Consider the following 23,911-nt stretch of genomic DNA (forward strand, 5'->3'; position numbering starts at 1 on the left):
CGTAGTCGCCAGCGGGGCTCAGTGCCCGGACGCGATCGTGGCTGTCACCTCAATGCCGCTCGACGGGCTGCCGCGAGTCGCGGATCTCGGTCAGGCAGGTCTCGGGCAGGAAGCTGTCCGCGCGCGCCTCGTGCAGTTCCAGGGCATAACGCTCGGGCGGATCCTCGCCGAGAAAGCACCCCTTGGACACGTAGGGGAAAATCTCGTCGTAGCGGCGAATCGACTCGGGGCTCACGCGCCGGTAGAGATGGGTCCGGTTGAGTGCCTCGGGATGGCGCAACCCGGCCGACGACAGCAGTTCCGCGGTGGCCACGAGCGTGCCCTCGTGGTAATGCGCCACCCGCTCGGCCTTGTCGGGCACGACCAGCCCCCGATACAGGTCGGGGTTCTGCGTGGCCACGCCGGTGGGACAACGGTTGGTATTGCAGGTCAGGGACTGCACACAGCCGAGTGCCAGCATCATGCCGCGCGCGCTGTTGCAGAGATCCGCGCCCAGGGCGAGGTTCTTGACCAGGTGAAAGCCGGTGAAGATCTTGCCGGAGGCGATCACGCGGATGTGCTGGCGAATACCGAATCCGGTCAGGCTGTCATCGACGAACGCCAACGCCTCGCGCAGGGGCATGCCCACCGAGTTGGCGTACTCGATCGGCGCCGCGCCGGTGCCGCCTTCACCGCCGTCGACCGTGATGAAGTCCGGATAGACGCCGCGCTCGACCATTGCCTTGCCGATCGCGAGGAATTCGCTCTTGCGGCCGATCGCGAGCTTGATCCCCACCGGCTTGCCCTCGCTGAGCTCTCGCAGGTGCTGGATGAAATCGACCAGACCCAGCGGCGAATCGAAGGCGCTGTGCACCGGGGGCGAGACGATACGGGTACCCGGTGGCACGTGGCGAATCGCCGCGATCTCGGGGGTGTTCTTGTCGGCCGGCAGGATGCCGCCATGACCGGGCTTGGCCCCCTGGGAGAGCTTGAGCTCGATCATCTTCACGACTGCCCGGCCGGCGTTCTCGCGGAAGGTCTCCGCGCAGAACCGCCCCTGCTCGTTCCGGCAGCCGAAATAGCCGGTGCCGATCTGCCAGACGAGATCGCCGCCGTGTTCGAGGTGGTGGGGACTGAGACCGCCTTCGCCGGTGTTGTGCGAGAAGCCACCGAGACGCGCCCCGCGATTGAGCGCCTCGACGGCAACCGGGCTGAGCGAGCCGTAACTCATGGCGGAGATATTGAGCACGCTGGCGCAGTAGGGCTGACGACACTGCGGGCCGCCTATCGTCATGCGCAGATCGGGATCGATCTCCTCGACGTCGATCGCCGCCATCGACTGCCCCAGCCATTCGTAGCCGAGCCGGTAGGTATCGACGCGCGTGCCGTAGGGCACCGTCTCGTTCTGCTGCTTGGCCCGCTGGTAGACCACCGAACGGAACATGCGGCTGATCGGCCGGCCGTCGGTGTCCGATTCCAGCAGGTACTGGCGGATGAATGGCCGCGTGCGCTCCATCAGCCAGCGGCCCCGCGCCACCAGCGGAAAGTTGCGGCGCAGGGAATGACGCCGCTGCAGCATGTCGTACAGACCGATGCCGATCAGGGGCAACACGAGAATCAGGAGCCACCACAGCGGTGACCACAGCAACCCAAGGACGATAACGGCCGCCAGGATCGAGGCGGCGGTGGCGAGAAAGCGCCGGTGCATACGAGACTGCTACCTCCGGTTTCGACCGCCCGGTCGGAAGACTCATGGAAGCGTAGCCGGAATGCCCGTGCCGTGCTCAGGTTCCGACTGCTTGCCCGCCCCTAGCGATCATCGATTGCGGGGTCGTCCGATGCTGCCGAGTCGATGAGCTCGGCCGCCGACAGCGGCCGCGTCTCCTGGGTGACCGGCTCGGGCGAACCGATCTCCTTGTCGGCCGAGACCGTCTTCAGGTCGCGGAACTTGCGCGCGCTGGGCAGCACGCGCGTCTCGAGCGAGCCCACGGCGCTGTTGTAGGCGTTCACCGACTGGTTGAGGCTCTTGCCCACCTTGGTCCAGTGCTCGGCGAGGGTGCCGATGCGCTCGTAGAGCTCCTTGCCCAACGCGGCCACCTCGGCGGCGTTCTGCGCCATGGCCTCCTGCCGCCAGCCGTAGGAGACGGCCTTCAACAGCGCGATCAAGGTGGTGGGGCTGGCGGGAATGACGCGGTTCTCCGCGCCGTACTCGATCAGGCCGGGATCCTCGGCGAGTGCTGCGGAGAAGAACGCCTCGCCAGGCACGAACAGCACCACGAACTCGGGGGTCGGGTCGAACTGGTCGAAGTAGCTCTTCTTCGCCAGTTGGCCGACGTGGGTGCGCACCTGACGGGCGTGATTGACCAGCGCGGCCTTGCGCCCGGCCTCGTCCTGCGCCTCGACGGCGTGCAGGTAGGCGTCCACCGGCGCCTTGGCATCGACCACCACCTGGCGACCGCCGGGCAGGTGCACGATCAGGTCGGGGCGCAGGCGCGCACCTTCGGTGGTCTGGCTGACCTGCTCGTCGAAGTCGCAGTGCTCGAGCATGCCGGCCATCTCGACCACGCGCTTGAGCTGGAGCTCGCCCCAGCGACCACGTGCCTGCGGCTGGCGCAATGCCTTGACCAGATCGGCGGTTTCGCGGTGCAACTGCGGTAGGTGGGTCTGCAACAGGTCGTTGACCTGCTGAGTGAGCGCCGAGTAGGCACTGGTGCGCGCCTGTTCCAGCCCGTCGAGCTTGGTGTCGAACTTCTCCAGGCGCTCGCGAATCGGCCCGGTGAGCTGTTCGATCGCCTTGTGGCGGGCGGAGAGATCGTCCTTGGCCTGGTGCTGGAAGCGCTCGAGGTTCTCGCGGGCGAGCTTGAGGAAGGACTCGTTGTTGCGCGACAGCGCATCGGCCGACAGCCCCTTGAAGGCGTCCGCCAGCTTGTCGCGCGCCTCGTCGAGGAGCTTGAGTTTTTCGTTGGCCGCCTCGCGCTCCCGTTCGAGCCGCTCTGTCAGTTCGGCCTTCTCTGCCCGGAGCGCGGCGGCGACCTCCCGCTCGGCATCCAGCGCGGCCTGTGCCTCGCGCCGCCGGGTCTCGAGCGCATCGCGCGTCTCGACCAAGTGCTGGCGTTCGGCTTCATGGCGGGCAGCCATGGTGCGTGCCTCGCCCAACGCGTCGCGGGCCGCGCTGAGCGCGTCGGTTTCCGCCTCGAGCAGAGTCTCGAGACGCTCGTGTTCGGTAGACAGTCGGTCGCGTTCCCGGCTTTCCGCCCTTAGCCGGGCCGCCAGCCAGGCGGTGGCCACCAGGGTAGTCAGCGCGATCGCCACCAGTCCCCAGGCAATCGGGTTGTCGATCAGCACGTCGATGGACGTCACGAGGTTTCTCCTTCATCCACCGGCCAGGCGGTGCCCGACCGGTGGTGTGTGTCTATCAAGTGGCGCGCCTCGGCGACGTCCGCCCCGATCTGTTCGACCAGGGCATCGAGCGACTCGAAACGCCGTTCGTCGCGGATGTCGGCGAGGAATTCCACCGTGACCAGCCGTCCATAGAGATCGCCGTCGAAGTCGAGCACGAACACCTCCAGGCGGGCCTCTCCCCCGTCGACGGTCGGGCGGGTGCCGATATTGGCCACCCCGTAGCGTGTCCCGCCGGCGATACCACTCATCCGCACCAGAAAGACGCCACGCAACGGCGACAGGCGGCGTCGCAACGCGATGTTCGCGGTGGGAAAGCCCAGCTGGCGGCCACGCTTGTCACCGTGCATCACCCGTCCGCAGAGGAAGAACGGGTGGCCCAGCAGGCGGGCGGCACCCGCCACGTCGCGCGCCTCGAGTGCCGCGCGCACCCGGGTCGAGGAGACGCGTTCGCCGTCGAGGGTGACGGTCACGGCCCGCTCGACACCGAATCCCAGGCGCGGCCCCATCGATTCCAGCAGGGCGAAATCGCCCGCTCGCTTCGCGCCGAAACGAAAGTCGTCACCGATCACCACGTGGCGCGCGCCCAGCGCGTCGACCAGCAGCTCCTCGACGAAGGCCTCGGCCGACATGCCCGCCAGCCGGGCGTTGAAGGGCATCAGCACCAGCCGGTCGATCACGCCCAGCGCTGCAAAGGCCTCGAAGCGTTCGCGCAACCGAGTCAGCCGCGCCACCGGCGGCACACCATGGCGTTCGGCAAAGAACTCGCGCGGTAGCGGCTCGAAGATCACCACGGTCAACGGCAAGCCCTTTTCGTCGGCACGCTCGGCGGCCTGCCGGATCACCGCGCGATGGCCACGATGAACGCCATCGAAATTGCCGATGGTGACCACCGTGCCACCGGCCGACCCAAGATGACCAGGGTCACTCGGCATGGTCCCGGGTGTCAGGCGGATGAGCTCCATTCAGGCTTCCTTCATTGGCGTTTCGTCATTGACGCTCAGGGGGTACCAGGCGATCGAAGGCGACCACCGATACCAGCCGGCGCGGGGTCTGCCCCAGGGCCGCGGCGACCGCGACGAAAACCGCCACCCCGATGGCTATCAGGCCGAGCACCGCGCCAAGTCGCTCGAACCATGCCCATCCGGTCCAGACCTCGGCCCCCGGGCTCACCCACAGCAGCAGGCCGGCCATCGCCAGCGCCGCGAGGGTGATGTGGCCGATGAAACGACGCGTACCGGCCTCCACCCGCCAAACCCCACGCTGGCGCAGGGTCCAACCCAGCAACAGGGCGTTGACCCAGGCGGCCATCACGGTGGTCAGCGCCAGGCCCACGTGGGCGAGATTACCGCCCAGCCAGATGATCCACGGCAGCACCAGCAGCGCCTTGAAGACCAGATTGGCGCCCACCGAGACCACCGCGATGCGCACCGGGGTGACCGTGTCCTGGCGGGCGAAAAAGCCCGGCGCGAAGATCTTGATCAACAGGAACGCCGGCAGGCCCAGCGCGTAGGCGACCATCGCCATCGACACCATCTGGGTATCGGTCGGCGAGAACGCCCCGTACTGGAACAGCGTGGCCAGGATCGGCACCGACAGGCCGATCAGCCCGGCCATCGCCGGCACCCCGATCAACAGGGTCAGCCGCAGCGCGCCGTTGACGGTGCGATTGTAATCCTCGTCGCTGCCCCGGGCGAACGCACGCGACAGGGCCGGCAGGATGACCGTGCCGATCGCCACGCCGAACACGCCCAATGGCAGCTCGACCAGCCGGTCGGAGTAGTACAGCCAGCTCACCGAGCCGGCCACCAGCAAGGATGCCAGGATGGTATCGACCAGCAGGTTGATCTGGGTCACCGAGGCGCCGAACATCGCCGGCAGCATCAGTCGCAGGGTCTTTCTTACCCCCGGATGCCGGCCGAGGCGCGGGCGCGGCAGCAGCCCCAGCCGGGCGAGAAACGGCAGCAGGAAGAACAGCTGCAGGATGCCGGCGACGAACACGCCCCAGGCCAGCGCCATTACCGGCTCGTCGAAGAACGGCGCGGCAACCAGGGTCGCGGCGATCAGGCTCAAATTCAGCCAGATCGGTGCGAGCGCCGGCATGGCGAACCGACCAAAGGCGTTCAGGCTGCTGGCGACGAACGCCGTCAGCGAGATGAACAGCAGATACGGGAAGGTGATCAGCAGCATCGTCTCGGCCAGCTCGAGCTGGGCCGGATCGTCGGTGAAGCCCGGGGCGAACAGCATCACCAGCAACGGCGCGCCCGCCAACCCGAGGGCGACCACCACCGCGACCACCGCCGCCAGCGTGCCGAACATGTAATCGACGTAGCGCTTGAGCTCCTCGCGCGTCGAGGTCTCGCGGTACTCGGACAGCACCGGCACGAACGCCTGCTGGAACGCGCCCTCGGCGAACAGCCGCCGAAGGAAGTTGGGGATCTTGAAGACGACGAAGAAGGCGTCCATCGAGGCGCTCGCCCCGAACACCCGCGCGAGCAGCATGTCGCGCACGAAGCCCAGCACCCGCGAGATCATCGTCATGCCACCGAAGGCCGCGCTGCTCTTCCAGATGCTCACTTGACCGCCTCCTCACTCGCACCACGAACGCCCACCGCGTTTGAATCGATACGTAGGAGCGCCTTCAGGCGCGAACCCGCTGGGTGTCGAGTCGCGCGCCGCAATTCTTCGCGGCTAAAGCCGCTCCTACGACCAACATCGAGCGGTTGCGACACCTGGTGGCTACCTGAAGTGGAGGCTCGCGCCGATTGGCGCGATTCGCTTGCAAGGCAAGCTCCCACAGGCCAACCAGCCAGCGCCACGTGGGAGCGGGCCCTGCCCGCGAAGGCCGCACCAGCGGCCGTCCTGTACGAAAAGCCCACCAGCGCTCGGCCTTCCCGTATGTCTCGCCGAGTATCGCAATGGAAGCCGGAAAAGCCCGAAGGGTGGCGCGCACGGACGCGCGCCATCGCGCCGGCGGGCAGGGATGCCCGTCGGCGCGGCCCGGCTGGAATGAGAAACACAGGGGATCGCCCGCAGGGCGACGAGACATCCGGCGCGTTTCTTTTCGGCGGTTTTCTTTCGCGCGAGCAAAGAAAATCGCCCCGACCGCCGCGCACGGCGCCCCGTGACGTCGCGATAAGCAGACGGCGGGCGGAACCCGCTCCCAACGCCAGCGAGGGCCGCAGATCAACATCCAGGATTGGCTGCCAACTCATCCGTGACTCGCTCCCGTCAATCATCGCTCCCGTTGCCCTCGAGCTCCCACAACGGCCCCACCACTTCCCAGACATTCTCCAGCACCCGTTCCTGCCCCTCGGCATTGGGATGGATGCCATCATCGAACATCAAGTCGCGCTCACTGGCCGCCCCTTCGAGAAGGAAGGGCAGCCCCGGCAGGTCGTTCTTGTCGGCCAGGCGCGCGTACATGGCGGCGAAGGGGTCGGCGTAGGCGGGGCCGTAATTGCTAGGCAGCATGATGCCGAGCAGGACCACTTGCGCGCCGTGGGCCTCGGCGCGGTCGATTAGCTTCTGCAGGTTGGTCTCGATGACGCCCAGGGGCAGGCCACGCAGGCCGTCGTTGGCGCCCAGTTCGAGCAGCACCCAGTCGTAGTCGCCGGTCTGGAGCACCTCGGGCAAGCGCGTCAGCCCGCCGGAGGTGGTCTCGCCACTGGCCGAGGCGTTGGTGACCGCGAACCGGCCGGGCGCACAGGCATCCAGCCGCTCGCGCAGCAACGCGACCCAGCCGTCACTGGCCGGCAGCTTGTAGGCTGCCGAGAGCGAATCGCCGAACACCAGCACCTGGGTTGGCACCTGGGTTGGCGCCTCGGTTGGCGCTTGTGTCGGCGCGGGCGGGGTGTCGTCACCTATACTCGCGCCGACTCCGAAACACAGCAGCAACAGCCCGGCGATGCCAGCCGGCCAGCGACGTCCGAGCATTCCCCATGTCCTCATCGAAAAGTCCGCAAAACGACAGCCAGCCGATCCTGACCGTCGAGGGCGTGACGCAGACCGTGCGCACGCCCGAACCGCTCACCATTGTGCACGAGGCCCACCTGCAAATCTTCCCCGGCGAGGCCGTCGCGCTGGTGGGGCCGTCGGGGGCGGGCAAGTCGACGCTACTGGCCCTGATGGCCGGTCTGGACACGCCCAGCGCCGGGCGAATCCGGCTGGCGGGCGAGTCGCTGGAAGACCTGGACGAGGACGGCCGCGCCGCAGTCCGCGCCGGGCGGGTGGGCTTCGTGTTCCAGTCCTTCCAGCTGATCGACGGACTCAACGCGCTGGAGAACGTCGCCCTGCCGCTGGAACTGGCCGGCGAACGTCGCGCCGAGGCACGGGCCCGCGAGGCACTGGTCGAGGTCGGGCTGGGCGAGCGGATGACCCACCTGCCCCGCCAGCTCTCCGGCGGCGAGCAGCAGCGGGTGGCGCTGGCGCGCGCCTTCGTGATCGAGCCGGACATCCTGTTCGCCGACGAGCCCACCGGTTCGCTGGATACCACCACCGGCGAGCACGTCATCGATCTGCTCTTCCGCCTGCGCGAACGCCATCACACCACGCTGGTGCTGGTGACCCACGACCCGGCACTTGCCGCCCGCTGCGATCGGGGCTTCGAGGTCAATGCCGGCCGGGTGAGCGACTGGCAGCCGGATCCGGACGAACTGCGGGGTGACACATGACGACACCTCGAAAAACCTGCTGCGCCACCCGATTGCTGCGTCGCGTGCTCGCTCACTCCTCGCCTATCGGTTTGATATGTCTCGTCGCTCGCTCCGCGGCTCCTTGCACTCGGGCGACTCACGACGGTTTTGCGAGGTGTCTATGACGGGCAAAACGATGCGCAACGCCCGGCTGGCCTGGCAGGGGCTGGTCCGCGAGGTGCAGAGCGGGCTGCTCACGCCGATGCTGCTCGCCCTGCTGGTGGCGGTGTCGGCGGTAACGGCCGTGGGTTTCTTCGTCGATCGCGTCGACGGGGCGATGCGCGCACAGGCCGCCCAGTTCCTCGCCGCCGATGCGCGGGTGGAATCGCCCGATCCGCTCGACGAGTGGGCCGCCGCGGCGGCGGAGCTGGGACTGACCACTAGCCGGCACGTCACCTTTCCGACCGTGGTGCTCGCGGGAGAGCAGAGCCAGCTGGTCGGCCTCAAGGCGGTCGACGACGCCTACCCATTGCGCGGCGACCTGCGCATCGACGACGGCGAGGCAGTGACCACGGTCGAACACGGTCCGCCGCCCGGGCAGGCCTGGCTCGCCCGACGGGCGCTGCTATCGCTGGACACGGCGATCGGTGAATCCATCGCGATCGGTCAGACGACGCTCGAGATCGCCGCCGTGCTCGAACGCGAGCCGGACGTGGGCAATATCTTCGCCCAGGCCGCCCCGCGGCTGATGATCCACCGCGACGACCTGGCCGCCACCGGGCTGGTGACCGATACCAGCCGCGTGGAACATGCCCTGCTGCTGGCGAGCGATGCGGGAGATCGTGATGCCCGACTGGAGGCGTTTGCCAACCGGCTGCCCGATCGGCTGCGACTCGAGCGCCCCGAATCGAGCCAGCCGGCCTTCGAGACCGCCTTCGACCGGGCCGCCCGCTTTCTCGGTCTCGCCTCGGTGGTCGCTGTACTGCTGGCAGGCGCCGCTCTGGTAATCGCCGCGCGCCACTACAACCGCGTCCAGCAGGGGGCGGCGGCCCTGATGCGCGCACTGGGCGCTTCATCCCGCCAGATCGGGTCAATCTACCGCTGGCGCCTGCTGATGCTCGCACTGCTGGCGGCCGTCCCGGGCATCGCCATCGGGGCGATGACGCAACTGCTGCTCGCCGATCTCATGGCGCAGGTACTGGAGGTCGACCTACCGCCGCCCGGCCTGACGCCGGTGGCGCTGGGGCTGGCCGTCGCCCTGGTCGCCCTGTTCGGCTTTGCCCTGCCGAGCCTGGTGCAGCTCAAGCACACCCCACCGCTGCGCGTACTGGTCGAGCACGTGGTCGCGCCCAGTCCCGCCGCGACCCTGCTGTTCGGTGCCGGCATTGGGGCGATCACGCTGCTGGTCTGGTTCCAGGCCCGCGATGCCGCCCTGACGCTGTGGGTGATCGTCGGGCTGGGGGCGAGCCTGCTGGTGTTCCTGGCGGTGGCCTGGCTCTTGGTCACGCTGCTGCGCCACTGGCCGGCCCGGGGCGTGGCCCGTTTCGGCCTGGCGCGCATGGCCCGCACCCGCTGGGTCTCGTCGACGCAGATCGCCGCCCTGGCGCTGGGCGTGACCGCCGTGCTGCTGCTCTCGGTGGTCCGTTCGGATCTGATCAATGCCTGGGAGCGCCAGATCCCGGCCGATGCGCCCAACATCTTCGCCATCAACATCCAGCCGGAACAGGTGGACGGCATGCGTGCCTTCCTCGATCGCGCCGGGATCGAGAACGCGGGCTTCTACCCGATGGTGCGCGCCCGCTGGACGCAGATGGACAGCGCCCCGGTGGACAAGGCGGACTACGAGGGACGCGCCCACCGGCTGGCTACCCGGGAGTTCAATCTCTCGGTGGGGGCGGAGGCCGCCGCGCACAACCGCGTCGTCGCCGGCGATCTGGGTGAGGAAGGCTTCTCGGTCGAGGAAGGCATCGCCGAGACCCTCGGCTGGTCGCTGGGCGATCAGCTGACCTTTACCGTCGACGGGCGCGAGGTCAGCGGCGCGATCACTTCGCTGCGCACGGTCGACTGGGATTCGATGCGGCCGAACTTCTTCGTCATCGCCAGCCCGTCACTGATGGACGGGGTGGTCGCGCAGTACATCACCAGCTTTCATTTCCCCGACGGGGCGCCGCAGACGCAGGTCGCCCTGCTGCGCGAGTTCCCGACGGTGACGCTGTTCGACGTCTCGCGGATTCTCGACGAGGTGCGCACGCTGATCGACCGGGCCAGCCAGGCCGTGGAGTACGTCTTCGCCTTCACGCTGGCCGCGGGATTGGTGGTGCTGCTGGCCGCCTTCGGCGCGAGCGAGCGCCAGCGCATTCATGACGCCGCCGTGCTGCGGGTGATGGGCGCGAGCCGCGGCAAGGTGATCGCCGCGCTCTGGATCGAATTCCTCGCTCTGGGGCTACTGGTGGGGCTGTTGGCGGCCGTCGCCGCCATGGCCGTCGGTGCGACCCTGTCTGCGCGGGTCTTCGACCTGCCGCTGGCGTTCAACCCGCGGCTTTTGCTCTGGGGACTGGGCGCCGGCCTGCTGCTGGCCGCGCTGGTCACGCCGCTGCTGGGACGGCGCATGACGCGCGTACCGCCGGCGCGCGCACTGCAACGCTGAGGCGCCAGGCACCGTCAGGCGAACAGCTCGTCGATCTCCTCCCAGAGGGCGCGGTAGGCCTGGTTGGCCAGATGGCGCGGCTCGCGGTAGACGCTCGGCTGCTGGTCCTCGCCCATCTGCTCGACCACCGAGGCGTAGGGGATCTCGCTTGAGAGCAGTTCGGGGATGTCGTGGCGATGGCGCTCGGCAAACTCGCGGTGCATGCGTCGGCGCCGATCGACCAGCGACAGGAAGGCACGCAACCGTTCGGGATGGATATTCCGCTCGTCGAGGTGGCGCTTGAGCTGGAACCAGGTGCGCTCGGACAGGTGCGTGGGCACCATCGGCACCAGCACCATGTCGGCCGCGCGCAGCACGTTGTCCGCCAGCAGCGACAAGCCCGGCGGCGCGTCGATCCAGATTTCCTCGAACTGTTCGGCCAGCGGGTCGATCAGCTTGGCCAGCCGATAGCCGGCGTCCTTCTTGTCGGCAAGATGATGCTCGATCGCCTGCTGGCCCGGCAGGGCCGGCAGCACCCAGAGGTGGTTGTGGATGGTGGGTCGGACCGAGGCGGCCAGCCCCTTGGGCTTGAGAAGCTTCTTGACCGACCGCTCCGCGCCCGCTTCGGCCTGCAGATACCACGAGGCCGCACTCTGGGGATCGAGGTCCCAGACCAGCACGCGCCGACCGGCCGAGGCCGACAACGCGGCCAGATTGACCGCCGCGGCGGTCTTGCCTACCCCGCCCTTGACCGAATACAGCGCCACCGTCTGGGCCATGCCTGTCCTGCTCCTGCCTCGATTGAACCTGGGACCGAGCATAGCATCGGGCCATGGCGAATCTTGTGACAGTCCGCCTGGGTGGGGAAGGACGTCGGGCCAACGCGGACCAGCCTCGCTACCCCGGACGCGTCTCAGTGCTCGCCCAGTTCCTTGAGCTTTCGCGTGACGGTGTTGCGCCCCCAGCCGATCAGCGCGGCGGCCTTCTGCTTGTGCCCACCGGTGAAGGCCAGCGCCGCCTGCAGCAGGGTGCGCTCGAACGCAGGCCCCGCCGTGGCGAGCAGGTCCTGGTCGCCGGCCTTGAGCCGGGCATCGGCCCAGCGCGACAGGTCACTGGTCCAGCGCGAGAGCAGTTGGTCGTCACCGTCGACGGCGTGCGGGCCGCTTAGCCCCTCGGTGATGGTATCAGGCAGATCGTCGACGCTGATCTCGTTACCCGGTGCCATCACGGTCAGCCAGCGGGCGATGTTCTCCAGTTCGCGGACGTTGCCCGGCCAGGGGTAGTCGCACAGGCGGGCCTCGGCGGCCCGGGTGAGTGTCTTGACGGGCACGCCCAGTTCCTCGGCGGCGCGCACCAGGAAAAAGCGCATCAACTGAGGGATGTCCTCGACCCGTTCGCGCAGGGAGGGCAGCTTGAGGCGAATGACGTTGAGCCGATGATAGAGGTCCTCGCGGAAACGCCCCTCCTTGACCAGCTCCTCGAGCCGCTGGTGGGTCGCGGCGATCACGCGCACGTCGCTCTGGATCAGCGAGGTGCCGCCGACGCGGTAGAAGTGCCCGTCGGAGAGCACCCGCAGCAGGCGGGTCTGCAACTCGAGCGGCATGTCGCCGATCTCGTCGAGGAACAAGGTGCCGCCCTGGGCCTGTTCGAATCGCCCGCGCCGCTGGGTCGCCGCGCCGGTGAACGCGCCTTTCTCGTGGCCGAACAGCTCGGATTCCAGCAGGTCCTTCGGGATCGCGGCCGTATTGAGCGCGACGAATGGCCCCTCGCGACGCTGGCTGTGCCGATGTAGCGCCCGGGCGACGAGCTCCTTGCCGGTGCCGGATTCGCCGTTGATCAGCACGGTGACCGACGAACGCGCCAGCCGACCGATGGCGCGGAATATCTCCTGCATCGCCGGGGCGTTGCCGATCAGCTCCGAGCCGGATTCGGCCTCCTCCGGCACGGCGGCCTGCTGCGCCCGCTCCCGCGAGGCGTCGTAGGCCCGCTCGGCCAGGCGCACCGCCTCGTCGATGTCGAACGGCTTGGCCAGGTAATCGAACGCGCCCTTTTCGAACGCGCCGACGGCACTCTCCAGGTCCGAATGCGCGGTCATGATCACCACCGGGATCGCCGGGTGCTCGACGGCCAACCGGGTAAGGAAGCTCAAGCCGTCCTCGCCGGGCATGCGGATGTCCGAAAAGATCACGTGGGGCAGGTCGCCGCGATCGAGCCGGGCCTGGGCGCTCGCCACCTCGTCGAAGGACTCCACGGCGAAGTCGGTGGTGGCCAGCGCTCGCTCCAGCACCCAGCGGATGGCCTGGTCGTCATCGATTACCCACAGACGGGGAGTGGTCGGCTTGTCGGCTACGGCTTGCATGGCTGGATCACTCGTTCGAAGAATCGGATGACGCCTCATCCTGCGAGTCGTCGGGATGGATGGGCAGGATCAGGGAAAACCGTGTCAGGCCGCGCTTGGGCACGAACTCGATCATGCCCTGGTGGCGCTCGGCGATGGTCTGGGCCAGCGACAACCCCAGCCCGCTGCCACCGGCGCGGCCGCTGACCATGGGCAGGAACAGGGTCTCGACCAGGTCATCGGGCACACCGGGCCCGTTGTCCTCGACGTCGATACGCACGGCCAGTCGATGGCGCTTGCCATGGATGGTGAACTGGCGCAGCACGCGGGTGCGGAAGGTCAGCCGCGGCTCGGGCGTGTTGCCCTCGCGCATGGCCTGGACGGCATTGCGGGCGAGATTGAGCAGCACCTGGACCAGCTGGTCGCGATCAGCCCAGACGTTCGGGATCGACGGGTCGTAATCCAGCTGCCAGTCGAGCGGCTTGTCGCCCGCCTCGATCCGCAACAGCTGGCGGACCTGCTCGAGCGGTTCGTGAACGTTTACCCAGTGGCAGTCCGGCCGGTCGATCGGCCCGAGCATGCGATCGATCAGCCCGCGCAGGCGATCGGTCTCCTGCAGGATGATGCGGGTGTACTCGGTCAGGCGCTCGTCGGGCAGTTCGCGCTCGAGCAATTGGGCGGCACCGCGCAGCCCGCCGAGCGGATTCTTCAGTTCGTGGGCCAGCCCGCGCATCATCTGCCGCGTGGTCATCTGCAGGGAGTTGATGCGCGCATCGCGGGAGATGCGCAGGTGGCGCTCGATGTCGTTGAGCTCGAGCATCACCCGCGCGCCGGGGTACTCGGGACGCGGCGTGATGGCGCAATCGGCAACCCGAACCAGCTCGTGGGCCAGCACCAGCTCTACCTCGCGCAACGTCACCACCTGGCTGGTGGACAGCGCCTCGCGGATGGTCTCGACCAGCAGCGGGTTGGCCTCGAAAACGGCGTCGAATCCGGACTTCAACGCCGCGGTGTAGCTGGTGCCCAAGAACTGCTCGGCGGCCGAATTGAGATAGATCGGCCGGTTGCGTTCGTCGAGCACCACGATCGCGGTGTTGAGGGTGTCGGCAAGCCGGGGCTCGGATCTCGGATTCATGCACTGCTCCACCGGGCGCGAAACGATCGACAGGCCAGGCCTGCCGGGCGGCTGACGATTTTGGTGCAATTAGCGTGCCCGGCCGAGAACCGGCGGGAAAACCATGACGGATCGCATGGTGACGGGGTTTGCCTTGACCGCCAGCCCGGGCCGGCCCGTTCGGCAAGTCAACAATTGCACCAGGTCAGTGCATGAGAATAGACGACCGCACCGTTATTGGGAGGACGTCATCAATTGAAAGCGCACCGGCGCACTCTCCTTGATCACCTCGCCGTCGCGATGGATCTGCGCGACCAATTCGTGCGCGCCGGGCGCCAGCCCGTTGAGCAGATGCCGCCGGCCGGTGGAGTCGCGCACGCGCGCCTCGCCGTCGACCAGGATGCGTATGCGGTCGCCACTCCGCAGGTTCGGCTGCATCACCAGTTCGACCGTGATGCTGCCATGCAGACGACTGGCCACCTCGCCATCGGCGGGTTCGACGATGCTCAGGTGCTGGTAGCCGGCGGGTTCGTCGCCCGCCTCGCGCGACGCCGCCTCCCCGCCGGTCGTCGTGCCCGACGCTTCGCCCGCCCCGGTCGCGGTGTTGCGGGGGGCGTCGGCGGACGGTGCGGACCGGTCCGTCGAGCCGGCATCGCCCTGGCGTGGTTCGGGGACATCCACCGGCGTCATGGGAATGACCGGGGCGTCCTCGACCTCGTGGACGGTCGCGCCCTCGACCGGCTCGTCGGTGAACACCGTCTCGCCGGCACTGTTGGTGTACTGGTAGATCTTGGCGGCCGACAGGGGCGGGGCCAGCACCAGCAGCAGTGGCCAGAGCAGGTGGATGCGATGCGGCGATCTTCCGTTGACGACTCGCATGGGCATTCCCTCGATGAGTGGTGGCAGATGACGACCCGGGGTGGCGACCCGAGGTGATGCCCCGGGATTATTCCCCGGGCGGTCGGATCATGGCGCGCAGGCGGTCGAGCCGGGACTCGAGCGCGTTGCGATCCGGCGCGGTGACCGTGACGTGGCCGAGCTTGCGTCCCGGACGCGGGGTCTTGCCGTAATCGTGCCAATGGGTCCCCGGCACCGCCAGCACCGCCGCCGGGTCGGGCAGACTGCCGACCAGGTTGAGCATCGCCACCTCGCCGAGCGGGTCGGTCTCGCCCAGCGGCCAGCCGATCACCGCGCGGATGTGGTTCTCGAACTGCGAGGTGCGCGCCCCGCCCAGGCTCCAGTGACCGCTGTTGTGCACGCGCGGCGCCATCTCGTTGATCACCAGCCGGCCATCGACGACGAAGAACTCGATCGCCAGCACACCGACGTAGTCGAGCTTGTCCATCACCAGCCTGGCGGCGCGTTCGGCATCCGCCTGCAACGGGTCGCCGGTGTGGGCAGTGGTCTGCCAGAGGATGCCGTGGCGATGCTCGTTGGTCACCAGCGGGTAGACGCGGGCCTCGCCATTGCGGCCGCGCACGGCGACGATCGAGACCTCGCGCTCGAATTCGAGCATCTTCTCCAGTACCGCCGGGGCGCCTGCCAGCGCCTCCCAGGCGGAAGCGGCCTCGCCGGGATTGCCCGGGCCGCCCTCGTGGGCGGCATGGGCGGGATCGGCCAGTCGCACCTGGCCCTTGCCGTCGTAACCGAAGCGCCGGGTCTTGAGGATCGAGGCGCCACCCAGATGCGCCACGCCCTGGACAATGTCGCGCACCGAATCGACCTGCACCCACGGCGCGACCGACAGGCCCAGTCCCTCGAAGAACTGCTTTTCCTCGACGCGATCCTGCGCCACGGCAAGCGCCTGCGGATTGGGCATCAGGCAATTGCGCGCGGCGATCCGCTCGGCGGAGGCCTGCGGCACGTTCTCGAACTCGAGCGTGACCAGGTCACACTCCACGGCCAGTCGTTCGAGCGCCTCGGCATCGTCGAACTCGGCACGCAGGTGGCGGCCGACCGAGGCGGCCGGCGGCTCCATCGCCGGGTCGAGGAAGGTAAAGCGATGCCCCATCGCCACCCCGGCCAGGCCCAGCATCTGGCCGAGCTGGCCACCGCCGATTACGCCGATGTGCAGCCCGGCCGGCTCGCCGGTGCGTCCCTCGACGCGCGGCACCTCGCACTGATTCTGACCGCCGCCCATCGGCTCAGGCCTCGCCCGGCTCGGGCTTGTCGAGCACCGCCTGGGTCTGGCGCTCGCGCCAGGCATCCAGTCGCTCGGCCAGCGCTTCGTCGTGGGTCGCCAAGGTCGCGGCGGCCAGCAACGCGGCGTTGATCGCGCCGGAGCGGCCGATGGCGAGCGTGCCCACCGGCACGCCGGCCGGCATCTGCACGATCGACAGCAGCGAGTCCATCCCCGACAACGCCTTGGACTGCACCGGCACGCCCAGCACCGGCAACCGCGTCTTGGCCGCGACCATGCCCGGCAGGTGCGCCGCGCCGCCGGCCCCGGCGATGATCACCTTCAACCCCCGGCCGACGGCCGCGTCGGCGTAGTCGAACAGCTTGTCGGGGGTGCGGTGCGCGGAGACCACGTCTTTCTCGAAGGGAATACCCAGCGCCTCGAGGGTTTCGCAGGCGTGGATCATCGTCTCCCAGTCCGACTGCGAGCCCATGATCACGCCGACCAGCGGTTGGGCACTCATACGCCCGTCACCATGGCGGGCAGGACGTCCTGCAATTGCGGGTGCGTGTTGGCCACGCCCACGGCAGCGACATACAGGAAGACCAGGATGGCCAGCACCCAGGCACTGGCGCGCAGGCCACGGGTCTTGCCGAAGCGCATCGCTACCAGGCCCAGGCCGATGTAGACGATCAGGCCGACGATCTTGACGGTGAGGAAGTCGGGGTGGACGCCATTACCCCAGAACAGCAGCCAGGCGGCGACCAGGGCGCTGACCAGCAGCACGGTGTCGACCACGTGCGGGGTGATCTTCACCCACTTCTTTTTCAGCATCGGCGAGCCGGCGAGCATCCAGACACCGCGTACGACGAAACCGGTGAGCGAGAGCACGGCCGCCAGGGCATGCAGGTGAATCCAGAGGGAGGCGTTGGCCATGGAGTATCTTCCCGATTGATGTGTCCGTGTGACCGCAAGGGAGCGAACCCTAGATGCGGAAAGGGCCAAAGCATAAATCATCGGCGCCCACCCCCCAAGGTCGCTACACTGAGGTCCCCACCAGGCACCAGCGACAGGAGGTGACGCCATGCAGCTACCCAACCACCTGGTCTCTCTGCCGATTGGCGCGATCGGCTGGCTGCTGGCCATTGCCAGCCTGATCTGGGCGGTGCGCACCGCGCCCTGGCCGGCCCTGCGCGCCGAGCCGATGCGCACCCACCTGGTGCTGCTGGCGGTGATCTTCCTGACGGGCATGTGGACGCTCTCGGCCACCCTGATGCCGGGGCTGACCCTGCACTTTCTCGGCGCGGCGACGGTGACGCTGGTCATCGGGCTGGAGCTGACCCTGATCGCCGGCCTGATTGCGGCCATTCTCTCCGCACTGCTGTTCGGCCAGGGCCTGGCGATCGCCAGCTGGACGTTTCTGCTGAGCGCCGCCCTGCCCGCGGCGATCACCTACGGCATCACGCGCGCCTCACAGCGTTTCCTGCCGCCGAATTTCTTCATCTACCTGTTTATCGGCGTGTTCCTCTCCGCGGTGCTGGGCATGCTGGTCCACGGCGGGGGCACCGCGTTGCTGATGATGGCGTTGGGGCTGTACGACGCCGACATCATCTGGAACAACTACCTGCGCATCCTGCCGCTGATCGCCTTCCCCGAAGGGGTAATCAACGGCATGCTCATGACGGCCCTGGCTCTGGTCAGCCCGCAACTGGTGATCTCCTTCGACGACCACCATTACATCGACGGCCGGTGACTCGAGACCCGCCGGGCGGCCCGCAACGGCAAGGCCGGGGATTGCGTCCTGACGTCGCCCATTTGCAAGATGCAACTCCGGCCGCCGCCATCAGTCGAACTGAACTCGGGTAAGCGTTTGTTTATGAAAGAACGCCGAGCCGCGCGCGGGTGGCATGGAACCTGCTAACCAAGCCCCAGCCGAGCAGGAGTGAGCTCGGGTAATTCAATGACACGAGATCTCAGGAGTTCCTCATGAAAAAACTGATCGCGATCGCTTTCGCCTCGGGTTTGGCCGCTGCCTCCGCGCAGGCCATGGCCGCCGACGTCAAGGCCGGCAAGAAGCTCTACGAGCAGAGCTGCGCCTCCTGCCACGGTCAGCAGGCCCAGGGCCAGGGCATGTTCCCGGCACTGGCCGGCAAGAGCGCTGACCACATCGTCACCGCGCTGGGCCACTACAAGAACGGCAACCAGGACGCCCTCAAGGAAATGGGCGACCTCGGCGGCTCGAACTTCGCCATCATGGCCCCGAACGCGGCCGGCCTGTCCGACGGCGACATGGAGAACCTGGGCGCCTACATCGAGACCCTCTAAGGTCCCGCGCCCGACACGACCAACCCGGACCACTCGGTCCGGGTTTTTTTGTGGCCGATGACAAATCACATGGGCGCGGTCAGGCCGAGCCTCACCCGACGGCCCGGGGCAAACCGGGGCAAACCGGGGCAGCCCGGGGCAGCCCGGGGCAGCCCGGGGCAAACCAGGCGCTCGACAAACGGGGCACAGGGACGTTGTCAGCGCCCGCTGCGCAGGCGGTCGAGCCGCAGGCGATCACGCGCATCAAAAAGGCGGCGCGCGCCCAGCTGCACCGCCACCAGTGAGCCAAAGCCCGTCGCCGCCGTGATCAGGAAGATAATCAGGATCTGGTATTTGACCGCCTCGATCGGCGGCGTGCCGGCGAGGATCTGGCCGGTCATCATCCCCGGCAGGCTGATCACGCCGGCCGCGGCCAGCATGTTGAGCGTGGGGATCAACCCGGCACGCATCGAGTCCGAGCGCAGCTCGGCGGTCGCCTCGCGCACCGTATGCCCCAGCACCAGCCGGGCCTCGATCTCGCGGCGGCTCTGCCAGGCCGTCTGCGTGAGGTTGTTCAGGGCCAGGCCGATGCCGGTCATGGTGTTGCCCAGGATCATGCCCAGCAGGGGGATGGCGTATTGCGGGGTGTACCAGGGGTCGGTCTCGATCACGAAGGTCAACGCCAGCACGGTGACGATCAGCGCGGTGGCGCTCATCGCCGCCAGGCCGATGCCGTAACCGTGCCAGCCCCGGATCGCGCGCTTCTGCCGGGCGACCACCTCGTAGCCGGCCAGCGCCATCATCACCATGGCAATCAGCGCGATCCACGGCAGGGTCGCCGCATCGAACACCGCCTCGAGGATCACGCCCACCAGCAGCAGCTGCAGCACCATCCGCACGCTGTTGAGCGCCAGGGTGCGGAACAGGCCCAGCCCCAGCAGCACCTGCACCACGCCCAGCGCCAGCACCAGCCCGGCCGCCAGGGCGAGATCGAACGGGGTCAGGCTATACAGTTCCATGCAGCACCCCTCCCTCAGGTGTCATTTCCAGCCACCGATCACCGTGGGCGTCGATCTCGCGGGGATCGTGACTGATCCATACCGCCGCGGCACCCTGATCGCGCAGGTAGTCGAGCAGCAGCCCCGCCATCGCCTCGGCGTTGTCGCGATCGAGATTCGCGGTCGGCTCGTCGAGCAACAACACGCGCGGCTTGAGTGCGAGCGCGCGCAATACCGCCAGTCGCTGACGCTCACCGGAGGACAGCCGCTCGACCGGTGATTCCCACAACGCCGCCCGCAGCCGCAGGCGTTCCCACCAGGTCTCGGATGGCGGGGAGGGAAAGTGTTCGGCCACCGTGTCGGCCCACCAGCCGGATTCCGCCGGCACCAGCGCCACCTGGCGGCGCCAGTCGGTCGCCGGGATGGATTGCTGCTCGACGCCCCCCAGGCTGATCTCGCCCTCGTGCGGGGACAGATCGGCCAGCGCGCGCAGCATCTGGCTCTTGCCCACGCCCGACTCACCCCGCACCGGCAGCACCTCGCCGGCGGCAAGCGCGAACGAGACCCGCGGCACGTTTGGCCCGCACAGCTCCTTCACCTCGAACAACATGCGATTCCCCCGTCGAAAAACACGCCCCCGATCGGCCGGGGGCGGCAAACTCGTCTCACCGTGGCAGCGAGGCGTGCGCGAGCAAGCCCGAGCACGACCGCTCCGGCCAACCGGCCGCACGGTGAACAGCCACGCACCCCGCAAACAAAACGCCGGCCCTGAGGGCCGGCGTCGTTTCTGCGATCAGGCCGAAGCGTCGGCCTAGGTGGCGACCTTACTCAGCCGCGGCACCTTCATTTTCCTCGTCCATGACCGCGATGTAGGCACCCAGCGCCGTGATGTCGTCATCGGTCAGGTTCGTGGCCTGCGGGATCATGGCATAGGAATTCGGACCCATCTCCTGGCCCTTGCGGTAGATCTTCAGCAGAGAGATGGTCTGGTCCATGCCAGTACCGGCCAGCTTGGGCGCGTTGAACAGCTCGCCACCCTCGCCTTCGGCGCCGTGGCAGATGGCGCAGGAGGAGTACAGCGCCGCACCGCGGTTGATGACCGACTCGCTGACGATACGCGGCTCGGCCGGCTTCTCTTCCTTGGCGGTGTCGCCGCCCTCGGACTTGGCCTGATCACCACCAGCCGCGTCACCGCCGCCGTTGGTGCCACCGAACTCGTCGGCAATGTAGACCGACAGGTTGGCGATCTGCTCGTCCGAGAGGTTCGCCGCGTTCGGCGCCATGGTGCCGTAACGACCGCCCAGGCCGACCGACTTCAGGTAGTCCTGATCGCCTTCACGGTAGGCGGTCAGCTTCTTCTGCACGTCGGCTGCGTCCATCTCGGTCAGCACCGGGAAGGCACCGCCCTGGCCGTTGCCGTCGGCACCGTGGCAGGCCGCACAGGAGGCGTAAGCCTGCTTGCCGGCCGCGACGTCACCGTCAACCGCACCGCCGCCGTTGCCGCCAGCGCTGTCGCCACCGTCAGCCGCACCACCGGCGCCACCACCGAACTCGTCGCCGATGAAGGCGGCCAGGTCAGCAATGTCCTCGTCGGAGAGATTGGCCGCGTTCGGCGCCATGGTGCCGTAACGGTCACCCAGGCCGACCGACTTCAGGTATTCCTGGTCGCCATCGCGGTAGGCAGCGAGCTTTTTCTCGGCCTCGTCAGCCGGGATGCCGGTCAGCACCGGGAAGGCGCCGCCCTGGCCCTTGCCGTCCGCACCGTGACACGCGGCACAGGAAGCGTACTTTTCCTTGCCGGCAGCAATGTCGCCACCGGAACCGCCAGAAGACGTCTCGCCACCACCCGACTGCGTTTTCTCGTCTGCCGAGGCAGTCTTGGTTTCCTCTTCCTTGCTTGCCGGCTTCTCGACCACCTGCCCTTCCAGCGCGTTCTCTTCCGCGGTGTTGAAGAGCGCGTTCACGAGATAGAACACGGCGGCAAGCAGGACCAGCGCCGAGACGAAGCCAACCAGCTTCGACATCGGATCGACCTTGGGGGTATGTTGAGCCACGAGAGTCCTCCAGAATCTTTATCGTTTTAGCATGCGCAACGGCGCGTAGTATATCGGCAAAAATCCTCGTTTGACAGAACCGGCGCCCGCATGTCTCCCCCCGCACCGAAAAAAAACCGCACATCCAGCAGGGCCACCACCTCGGGGCGCGTCAGAAAGCCGCCCCCGGGGCTTTCGTCGCCCGTGGCGGAACTGCCCGGCGTCGGCCCGAAGGTGGCCGAAAAACTCGCCCGCCTGCACATCGAGACGGTCGAGGACCTGCTCTGGCACCAGCCATTGCGCTACGAGGACCGCGGGACCAAGCAACCGCTCTCGCCGGAACACCTCCACGAAGCGGCCCTGTTCGAGGTGCGCATCACCGAGGTACGGCCGCTGTTTCGCGGCAAGGCACGCCTGGTCTGCCAGGCCGTGGGCGAGGGGCCGTCCGGCCCGATGCCCCTGACCGTCTGGTTCTTCGGCCGTTTCGGCCCCACCCCGCAGGCCGGGCGGACCTATCTGCTGTTCGGCGAGTTGCAGCATGGGCCGCACGGCCTGGAGATGGCCCAGCCCGAGCTGGTCGCGCCCAATCAGATCGGCCAGATTCGCCCGGTGTACCCGGCCACCGAGGGCGTCGCCCAGCCCAAGCTGCGCCAGCTGGTCGAGGCGGCTCTGGAAGTGGCCGTGCGCGACCTGCGCGACCCGCTGCCCGGCGCCATCCGCGAGGCGCGCGACTGGCCGTCTTTGATGAAGGCGCTGCAGCGCATCCACCTGCCCAAACGCAACGACGGCGTGCCGGAGCGGACCGAGCCGGCCCTCCAACGCCTGATCACCGAGGAGCTGGCCACCCACATCCTCGCGCTGCGCCAGCGCCGCGCCGTCACCCGCCAGGTCGCCGCCCCGGCCATCCCGCCACGCGAGCACCTGTTCGACGCATTGCTCGGCCAGCTGGGCTTCGCGCCCACCGGCGCGCAGCAGCGGGTGATCGGCGAGATCAAGACGGACCTGGCCCAGCGCCTGCCGATGCTGCGGCTGGTGCAGGGCGACGTCGGTTCGGGCAAGACCCTGGTGGCCGCGGCCGCCGCGCTGGACGTGATCGACGCCGGCTACCAGGTCGCCCTGATGGCGCCCACCGCCCTGCTCGCCGAGCAGCACGCGCGCAACTTTGCACAGTGGTTCGAGCCGCTGGGGCTGTCGGTATTGCTGTTGAGCGGCCAGCAATCGGCCGCCCAGCGCCGCGAGGGGCTGGCAACACTGGCCGACGGCCGCGCCCAGATCGTGATCGGCACCCACGCCCTGTTCCAAGAATCGGTGGCCTTTCATCAACTGGGGCTGGTGATCGTCGACGAGCAGCACCGCTTCGGCGTCCATCAGCGCCTCGCGCTGACCGACAAGGGCGCGAGCCAGGACGGAGGCGCGCGCCGACCGCACCAGCTGATCATGACCGCCACCCCCATCCCGCGCACCCTGGCCATGACGCAATTCGCCGACCTCGACGTCTCGATCATCGACGAGCTGCCGCCGGGGCGCACCCCGGTGACCACCGTGGTGGTGCGTTCGGATCGACGCGGCGAGGTGATCGAGCGCATCAGCCAGGTGTGCGCCGAGGGCCGTCAGGCGTACTGGGTCTGCCCGCTGATCGAGGAAGGCCAGATCGAGGCGCAGGCCGCCGAGTCCACCTTCGCCATGCTGGGCGAGGAATTGGCGCACCTGACCATCGGCATGGTGCACGGGCGGATGTCGGCCGCCGAAAAGCAGCGCGAGATGGCCCGCTTCAAGACCGGCGACTATCACCTGCTGGTCGCGACCACGGTGATCGAGGTGGGCGTCGACGTGCCCAACGCTTCGCTGATGATCATCGAGAACGCCGAGCGCATGGGCCTGGCCCAGCTGCACCAGTTGCGTGGCCGGGTCGGGCGCGGCGCGACGGCCAGTCACTGCGTGCTGCTGTTCGACGAGCCGCTGAGTGACCGCGCCCGGGCCCGCCTCGGGCTGATGCGCGAGACCGAGGACGGCTTTCGCCTCGCCGAGGCCGACCTCGAACAGCGCGGCCCGGGCGAGGTGCTGGGCACCCGCCAGGCCGGCATCGCCAAACTCAAGATCGCCAACCTGCAGGAAGATCAGGGCAAGCTCGAGGAGGCGGGGCAACTGGCCGACGAATTGCTCGAGCGCTTCCCCGAGTCGGTCAACCCGCTGATCGCCCGATGGGTCGGCGCGGCGGGGCAATACGGACAGGTATAGCACCATCCGAACCCAACCCTTGCCCGCATCCGGCCGCTGACATACAGTTTTTCCTTATACCCCGATCCGGGCCACACTGACCGCCCCCGGTTGAACCGCGACGACGAACACGCCATCCGACGACGACGG

Annotated in this window: 20 protein-coding genes; 5 read left to right on the plus strand and 15 right to left on the minus strand. The window is 68.2% G+C overall.

Annotated features, from left to right (window positions below; translation table 11 throughout):
• Positions 1–49: 49 nt before the first annotated feature.
• The 5 genes from SR882_RS00225 to SR882_RS00245 all read right to left on the minus strand — a co-directional run bounded on the left by SR882_RS00225 (position 50) and on the right by SR882_RS00245 (position 7,314).
• Positions 50–1,687, minus strand: coding sequence for an FMN-binding glutamate synthase family protein (locus SR882_RS00225; protein ID WP_322521352.1), 1,638 nt, complete (start codon positions 1,685–1,687; stop codon positions 50–52).
• 101 nt (positions 1,688–1,788) lie between these two features.
• Positions 1,789–3,339: a DNA recombination protein RmuC gene (gene rmuC / locus SR882_RS00230; RefSeq protein WP_322521353.1), complete on the minus strand. Its 1,551-nt coding sequence runs from the start codon at positions 3,337–3,339 to the stop codon at positions 1,789–1,791.
• Entirely contained in the window at positions 3,336–4,343 is a 1,008-nt protein-coding gene (ribF, locus tag SR882_RS00235; RefSeq protein ID WP_322521354.1) for a bifunctional riboflavin kinase/FAD synthetase, read from the minus strand. Before ribF ends, rmuC begins: the two co-directional genes overlap by 4 nt.
• A gap of 25 nt (positions 4,344–4,368) precedes the next feature.
• A complete protein-coding gene (gene murJ / locus SR882_RS00240) occupies positions 4,369–5,955 on the minus strand; it encodes a murein biosynthesis integral membrane protein MurJ (RefSeq protein ID WP_322521355.1) in 1,587 nt (528 codons plus the stop codon).
• 654 nt (positions 5,956–6,609) lie between these two features.
• Positions 6,610–7,314, minus strand: a complete 705-nt coding sequence (locus SR882_RS00245; RefSeq protein ID WP_322521356.1) for an arylesterase — start codon at positions 7,312–7,314, stop codon at positions 6,610–6,612.
• Between the two features lie 5 nt (positions 7,315–7,319).
• Between SR882_RS00245 and SR882_RS00250 the strand changes: the two genes are divergently transcribed.
• Both SR882_RS00250 and SR882_RS00255 read left to right on the plus strand, forming a co-directional pair.
• Positions 7,320–8,051, plus strand: a complete 732-nt coding sequence (locus SR882_RS00250) for an ABC transporter ATP-binding protein (RefSeq protein WP_322521357.1) — start codon at positions 7,320–7,322, stop codon at positions 8,049–8,051.
• Positions 8,052–8,193: 142 nt separating this feature from the next.
• The gene (locus SR882_RS00255) at positions 8,194–10,659 is read left to right on the plus strand and encodes an ABC transporter permease (RefSeq protein WP_322521358.1); all 2,466 of its coding nucleotides are present in this window, start codon (positions 8,194–8,196) and stop codon (positions 10,657–10,659) included.
• 14 nt (positions 10,660–10,673) lie between these two features.
• On the opposite strand, the gene SR882_RS00260 is transcribed toward SR882_RS00255, so the two are convergent.
• The 7 genes from SR882_RS00260 to SR882_RS00290 form a co-directional block, all read right to left on the minus strand.
• Positions 10,674–11,417, minus strand: coding sequence for a ParA family protein (locus tag SR882_RS00260; protein ID WP_322521359.1), 744 nt, complete (start codon positions 11,415–11,417; stop codon positions 10,674–10,676).
• A 134-nt stretch (positions 11,418–11,551) separates the two neighbouring features.
• Positions 11,552–12,997: a nitrogen regulation protein NR(I) gene (gene ntrC / locus SR882_RS00265; protein WP_322521360.1), complete on the minus strand. Its 1,446-nt coding sequence runs from the start codon at positions 12,995–12,997 to the stop codon at positions 11,552–11,554.
• Between the two features lie 7 nt (positions 12,998–13,004).
• A complete protein-coding gene (gene glnL, locus SR882_RS00270; protein ID WP_322521361.1) occupies positions 13,005–14,111 on the minus strand; it encodes a nitrogen regulation protein NR(II) in 1,107 nt (368 codons plus the stop codon).
• Between the two features lie 213 nt (positions 14,112–14,324).
• Complete coding sequence (locus tag SR882_RS00275) at positions 14,325–14,969, minus strand: DUF4124 domain-containing protein (RefSeq protein WP_322521362.1); 645 nt, start codon at positions 14,967–14,969, stop codon at positions 14,325–14,327.
• A gap of 67 nt (positions 14,970–15,036) precedes the next feature.
• Positions 15,037–16,230 carry a 5-(carboxyamino)imidazole ribonucleotide synthase gene (locus SR882_RS00280; RefSeq protein WP_322521363.1) on the minus strand — a complete coding sequence of 398 codons (1,194 nt, stop codon included), beginning with the start codon at positions 16,228–16,230 and terminating at the stop codon, positions 15,037–15,039.
• Between the two features lie 4 nt (positions 16,231–16,234).
• Positions 16,235–16,732, minus strand: coding sequence for a 5-(carboxyamino)imidazole ribonucleotide mutase (gene purE / locus SR882_RS00285; protein WP_322521364.1), 498 nt, complete (start codon positions 16,730–16,732; stop codon positions 16,235–16,237).
• A complete protein-coding gene (locus SR882_RS00290) occupies positions 16,729–17,145 on the minus strand; it encodes a SirB2 family protein (protein ID WP_322521365.1) in 417 nt (138 codons plus the stop codon). The genes purE and SR882_RS00290 overlap by 4 nt, the downstream gene beginning before the upstream one ends.
• A 148-nt stretch (positions 17,146–17,293) precedes the next feature.
• Between SR882_RS00290 and SR882_RS00295 the strand changes: the two genes are divergently transcribed.
• Both SR882_RS00295 and SR882_RS00300 read left to right on the plus strand, forming a co-directional pair.
• Positions 17,294–17,962, plus strand: a complete 669-nt coding sequence (locus SR882_RS00295) for an energy-coupling factor ABC transporter permease (protein WP_322521366.1) — start codon at positions 17,294–17,296, stop codon at positions 17,960–17,962.
• A gap of 233 nt (positions 17,963–18,195) precedes the next feature.
• Positions 18,196–18,534 carry a c-type cytochrome gene (locus SR882_RS00300; RefSeq protein WP_322521367.1) on the plus strand — a complete coding sequence of 113 codons (339 nt, stop codon included), beginning with the start codon at positions 18,196–18,198 and terminating at the stop codon, positions 18,532–18,534.
• 197 nt (positions 18,535–18,731) lie between these two features.
• Here the strand turns inward: SR882_RS00300 and SR882_RS00305 are convergent, their stop codons facing one another.
• The 3 genes from SR882_RS00305 to SR882_RS00315 all read right to left on the minus strand — a co-directional run bounded on the left by SR882_RS00305 (position 18,732) and on the right by SR882_RS00315 (position 21,565).
• The gene (locus tag SR882_RS00305) at positions 18,732–19,532 is read right to left on the minus strand and encodes an ABC transporter permease (protein WP_322521368.1); all 801 of its coding nucleotides are present in this window, start codon (positions 19,530–19,532) and stop codon (positions 18,732–18,734) included.
• Positions 19,519–20,121 (minus strand): ABC transporter ATP-binding protein, encoded by a 603-nt coding sequence (locus SR882_RS00310; RefSeq protein WP_322521369.1) that lies wholly within the window; start codon positions 20,119–20,121, stop codon positions 19,519–19,521. Before SR882_RS00310 ends, SR882_RS00305 begins: the two co-directional genes overlap by 14 nt.
• A 214-nt stretch (positions 20,122–20,335) precedes the next feature.
• Positions 20,336–21,565, minus strand: coding sequence for a c-type cytochrome (locus SR882_RS00315; RefSeq protein WP_322521370.1), 1,230 nt, complete (start codon positions 21,563–21,565; stop codon positions 20,336–20,338).
• A gap of 90 nt (positions 21,566–21,655) precedes the next feature.
• On the opposite strand from SR882_RS00315, the gene recG reads away from it, so the two are divergent.
• A complete protein-coding gene (gene recG / locus SR882_RS00320; protein ID WP_322521371.1) occupies positions 21,656–23,782 on the plus strand; it encodes an ATP-dependent DNA helicase RecG in 2,127 nt (708 codons plus the stop codon).
• Positions 23,783–23,911: the final 129 nt, after the last annotated feature.

The sequence above is a fragment of the Guyparkeria halophila genome, assembly GCF_034479635.1.
Lineage (GTDB): Bacteria > Pseudomonadota > Gammaproteobacteria > Halothiobacillales > Halothiobacillaceae > Guyparkeria > Guyparkeria halophila.

Bases quoted from the DNA above. Each gene is read 5' to 3' on its own strand.
- SR882_RS00225 (WP_322521352.1), bottom strand. From the start codon at position 1,687: ATGCACCGGCGCTTTCTCGCCACCGCCGCCTCGATCCTGGCGGCCGTT.
- ribF (WP_322521354.1), bottom strand. From the start codon at position 4,343: ATGGAGCTCATCCGCCTGACACCCGGGACCATGCCGAGTGACCCTGGT.
- SR882_RS00245 (WP_322521356.1), bottom strand. From the start codon at position 7,314: ATGCTCGGACGTCGCTGGCCGGCTGGCATCGCCGGGCTGTTGCTGCTG.
- SR882_RS00250 (WP_322521357.1), top strand. From the start codon at position 7,320: ATGTCCTCATCGAAAAGTCCGCAAAACGACAGCCAGCCGATCCTGACC.
- SR882_RS00255 (WP_322521358.1), top strand. From the start codon at position 8,194: ATGACGGGCAAAACGATGCGCAACGCCCGGCTGGCCTGGCAGGGGCTG.
- SR882_RS00260 (WP_322521359.1), bottom strand. From the start codon at position 11,417: ATGGCCCAGACGGTGGCGCTGTATTCGGTCAAGGGCGGGGTAGGCAAG.
- ntrC (WP_322521360.1), bottom strand. From the start codon at position 12,997: ATGCAAGCCGTAGCCGACAAGCCGACCACTCCCCGTCTGTGGGTAATC.
- glnL (WP_322521361.1), bottom strand. From the start codon at position 14,111: ATGAATCCGAGATCCGAGCCCCGGCTTGCCGACACCCTCAACACCGCG.
- SR882_RS00275 (WP_322521362.1), bottom strand. From the start codon at position 14,969: ATGCGAGTCGTCAACGGAAGATCGCCGCATCGCATCCACCTGCTCTGG.
- SR882_RS00280 (WP_322521363.1), bottom strand. From the start codon at position 16,230: ATGGGCGGCGGTCAGAATCAGTGCGAGGTGCCGCGCGTCGAGGGACGC.
- purE (WP_322521364.1), bottom strand. From the start codon at position 16,732: ATGAGTGCCCAACCGCTGGTCGGCGTGATCATGGGCTCGCAGTCGGAC.
- SR882_RS00290 (WP_322521365.1), bottom strand. From the start codon at position 17,145: ATGGCCAACGCCTCCCTCTGGATTCACCTGCATGCCCTGGCGGCCGTG.
- SR882_RS00295 (WP_322521366.1), top strand. From the start codon at position 17,294: ATGCAGCTACCCAACCACCTGGTCTCTCTGCCGATTGGCGCGATCGGC.
- SR882_RS00300 (WP_322521367.1), top strand. From the start codon at position 18,196: ATGAAAAAACTGATCGCGATCGCTTTCGCCTCGGGTTTGGCCGCTGCC.
- SR882_RS00305 (WP_322521368.1), bottom strand. From the start codon at position 19,532: ATGGAACTGTATAGCCTGACCCCGTTCGATCTCGCCCTGGCGGCCGGG.
- SR882_RS00310 (WP_322521369.1), bottom strand. From the start codon at position 20,121: ATGTTGTTCGAGGTGAAGGAGCTGTGCGGGCCAAACGTGCCGCGGGTC.
- recG (WP_322521371.1), top strand. From the start codon at position 21,656: ATGTCTCCCCCCGCACCGAAAAAAAACCGCACATCCAGCAGGGCCACC.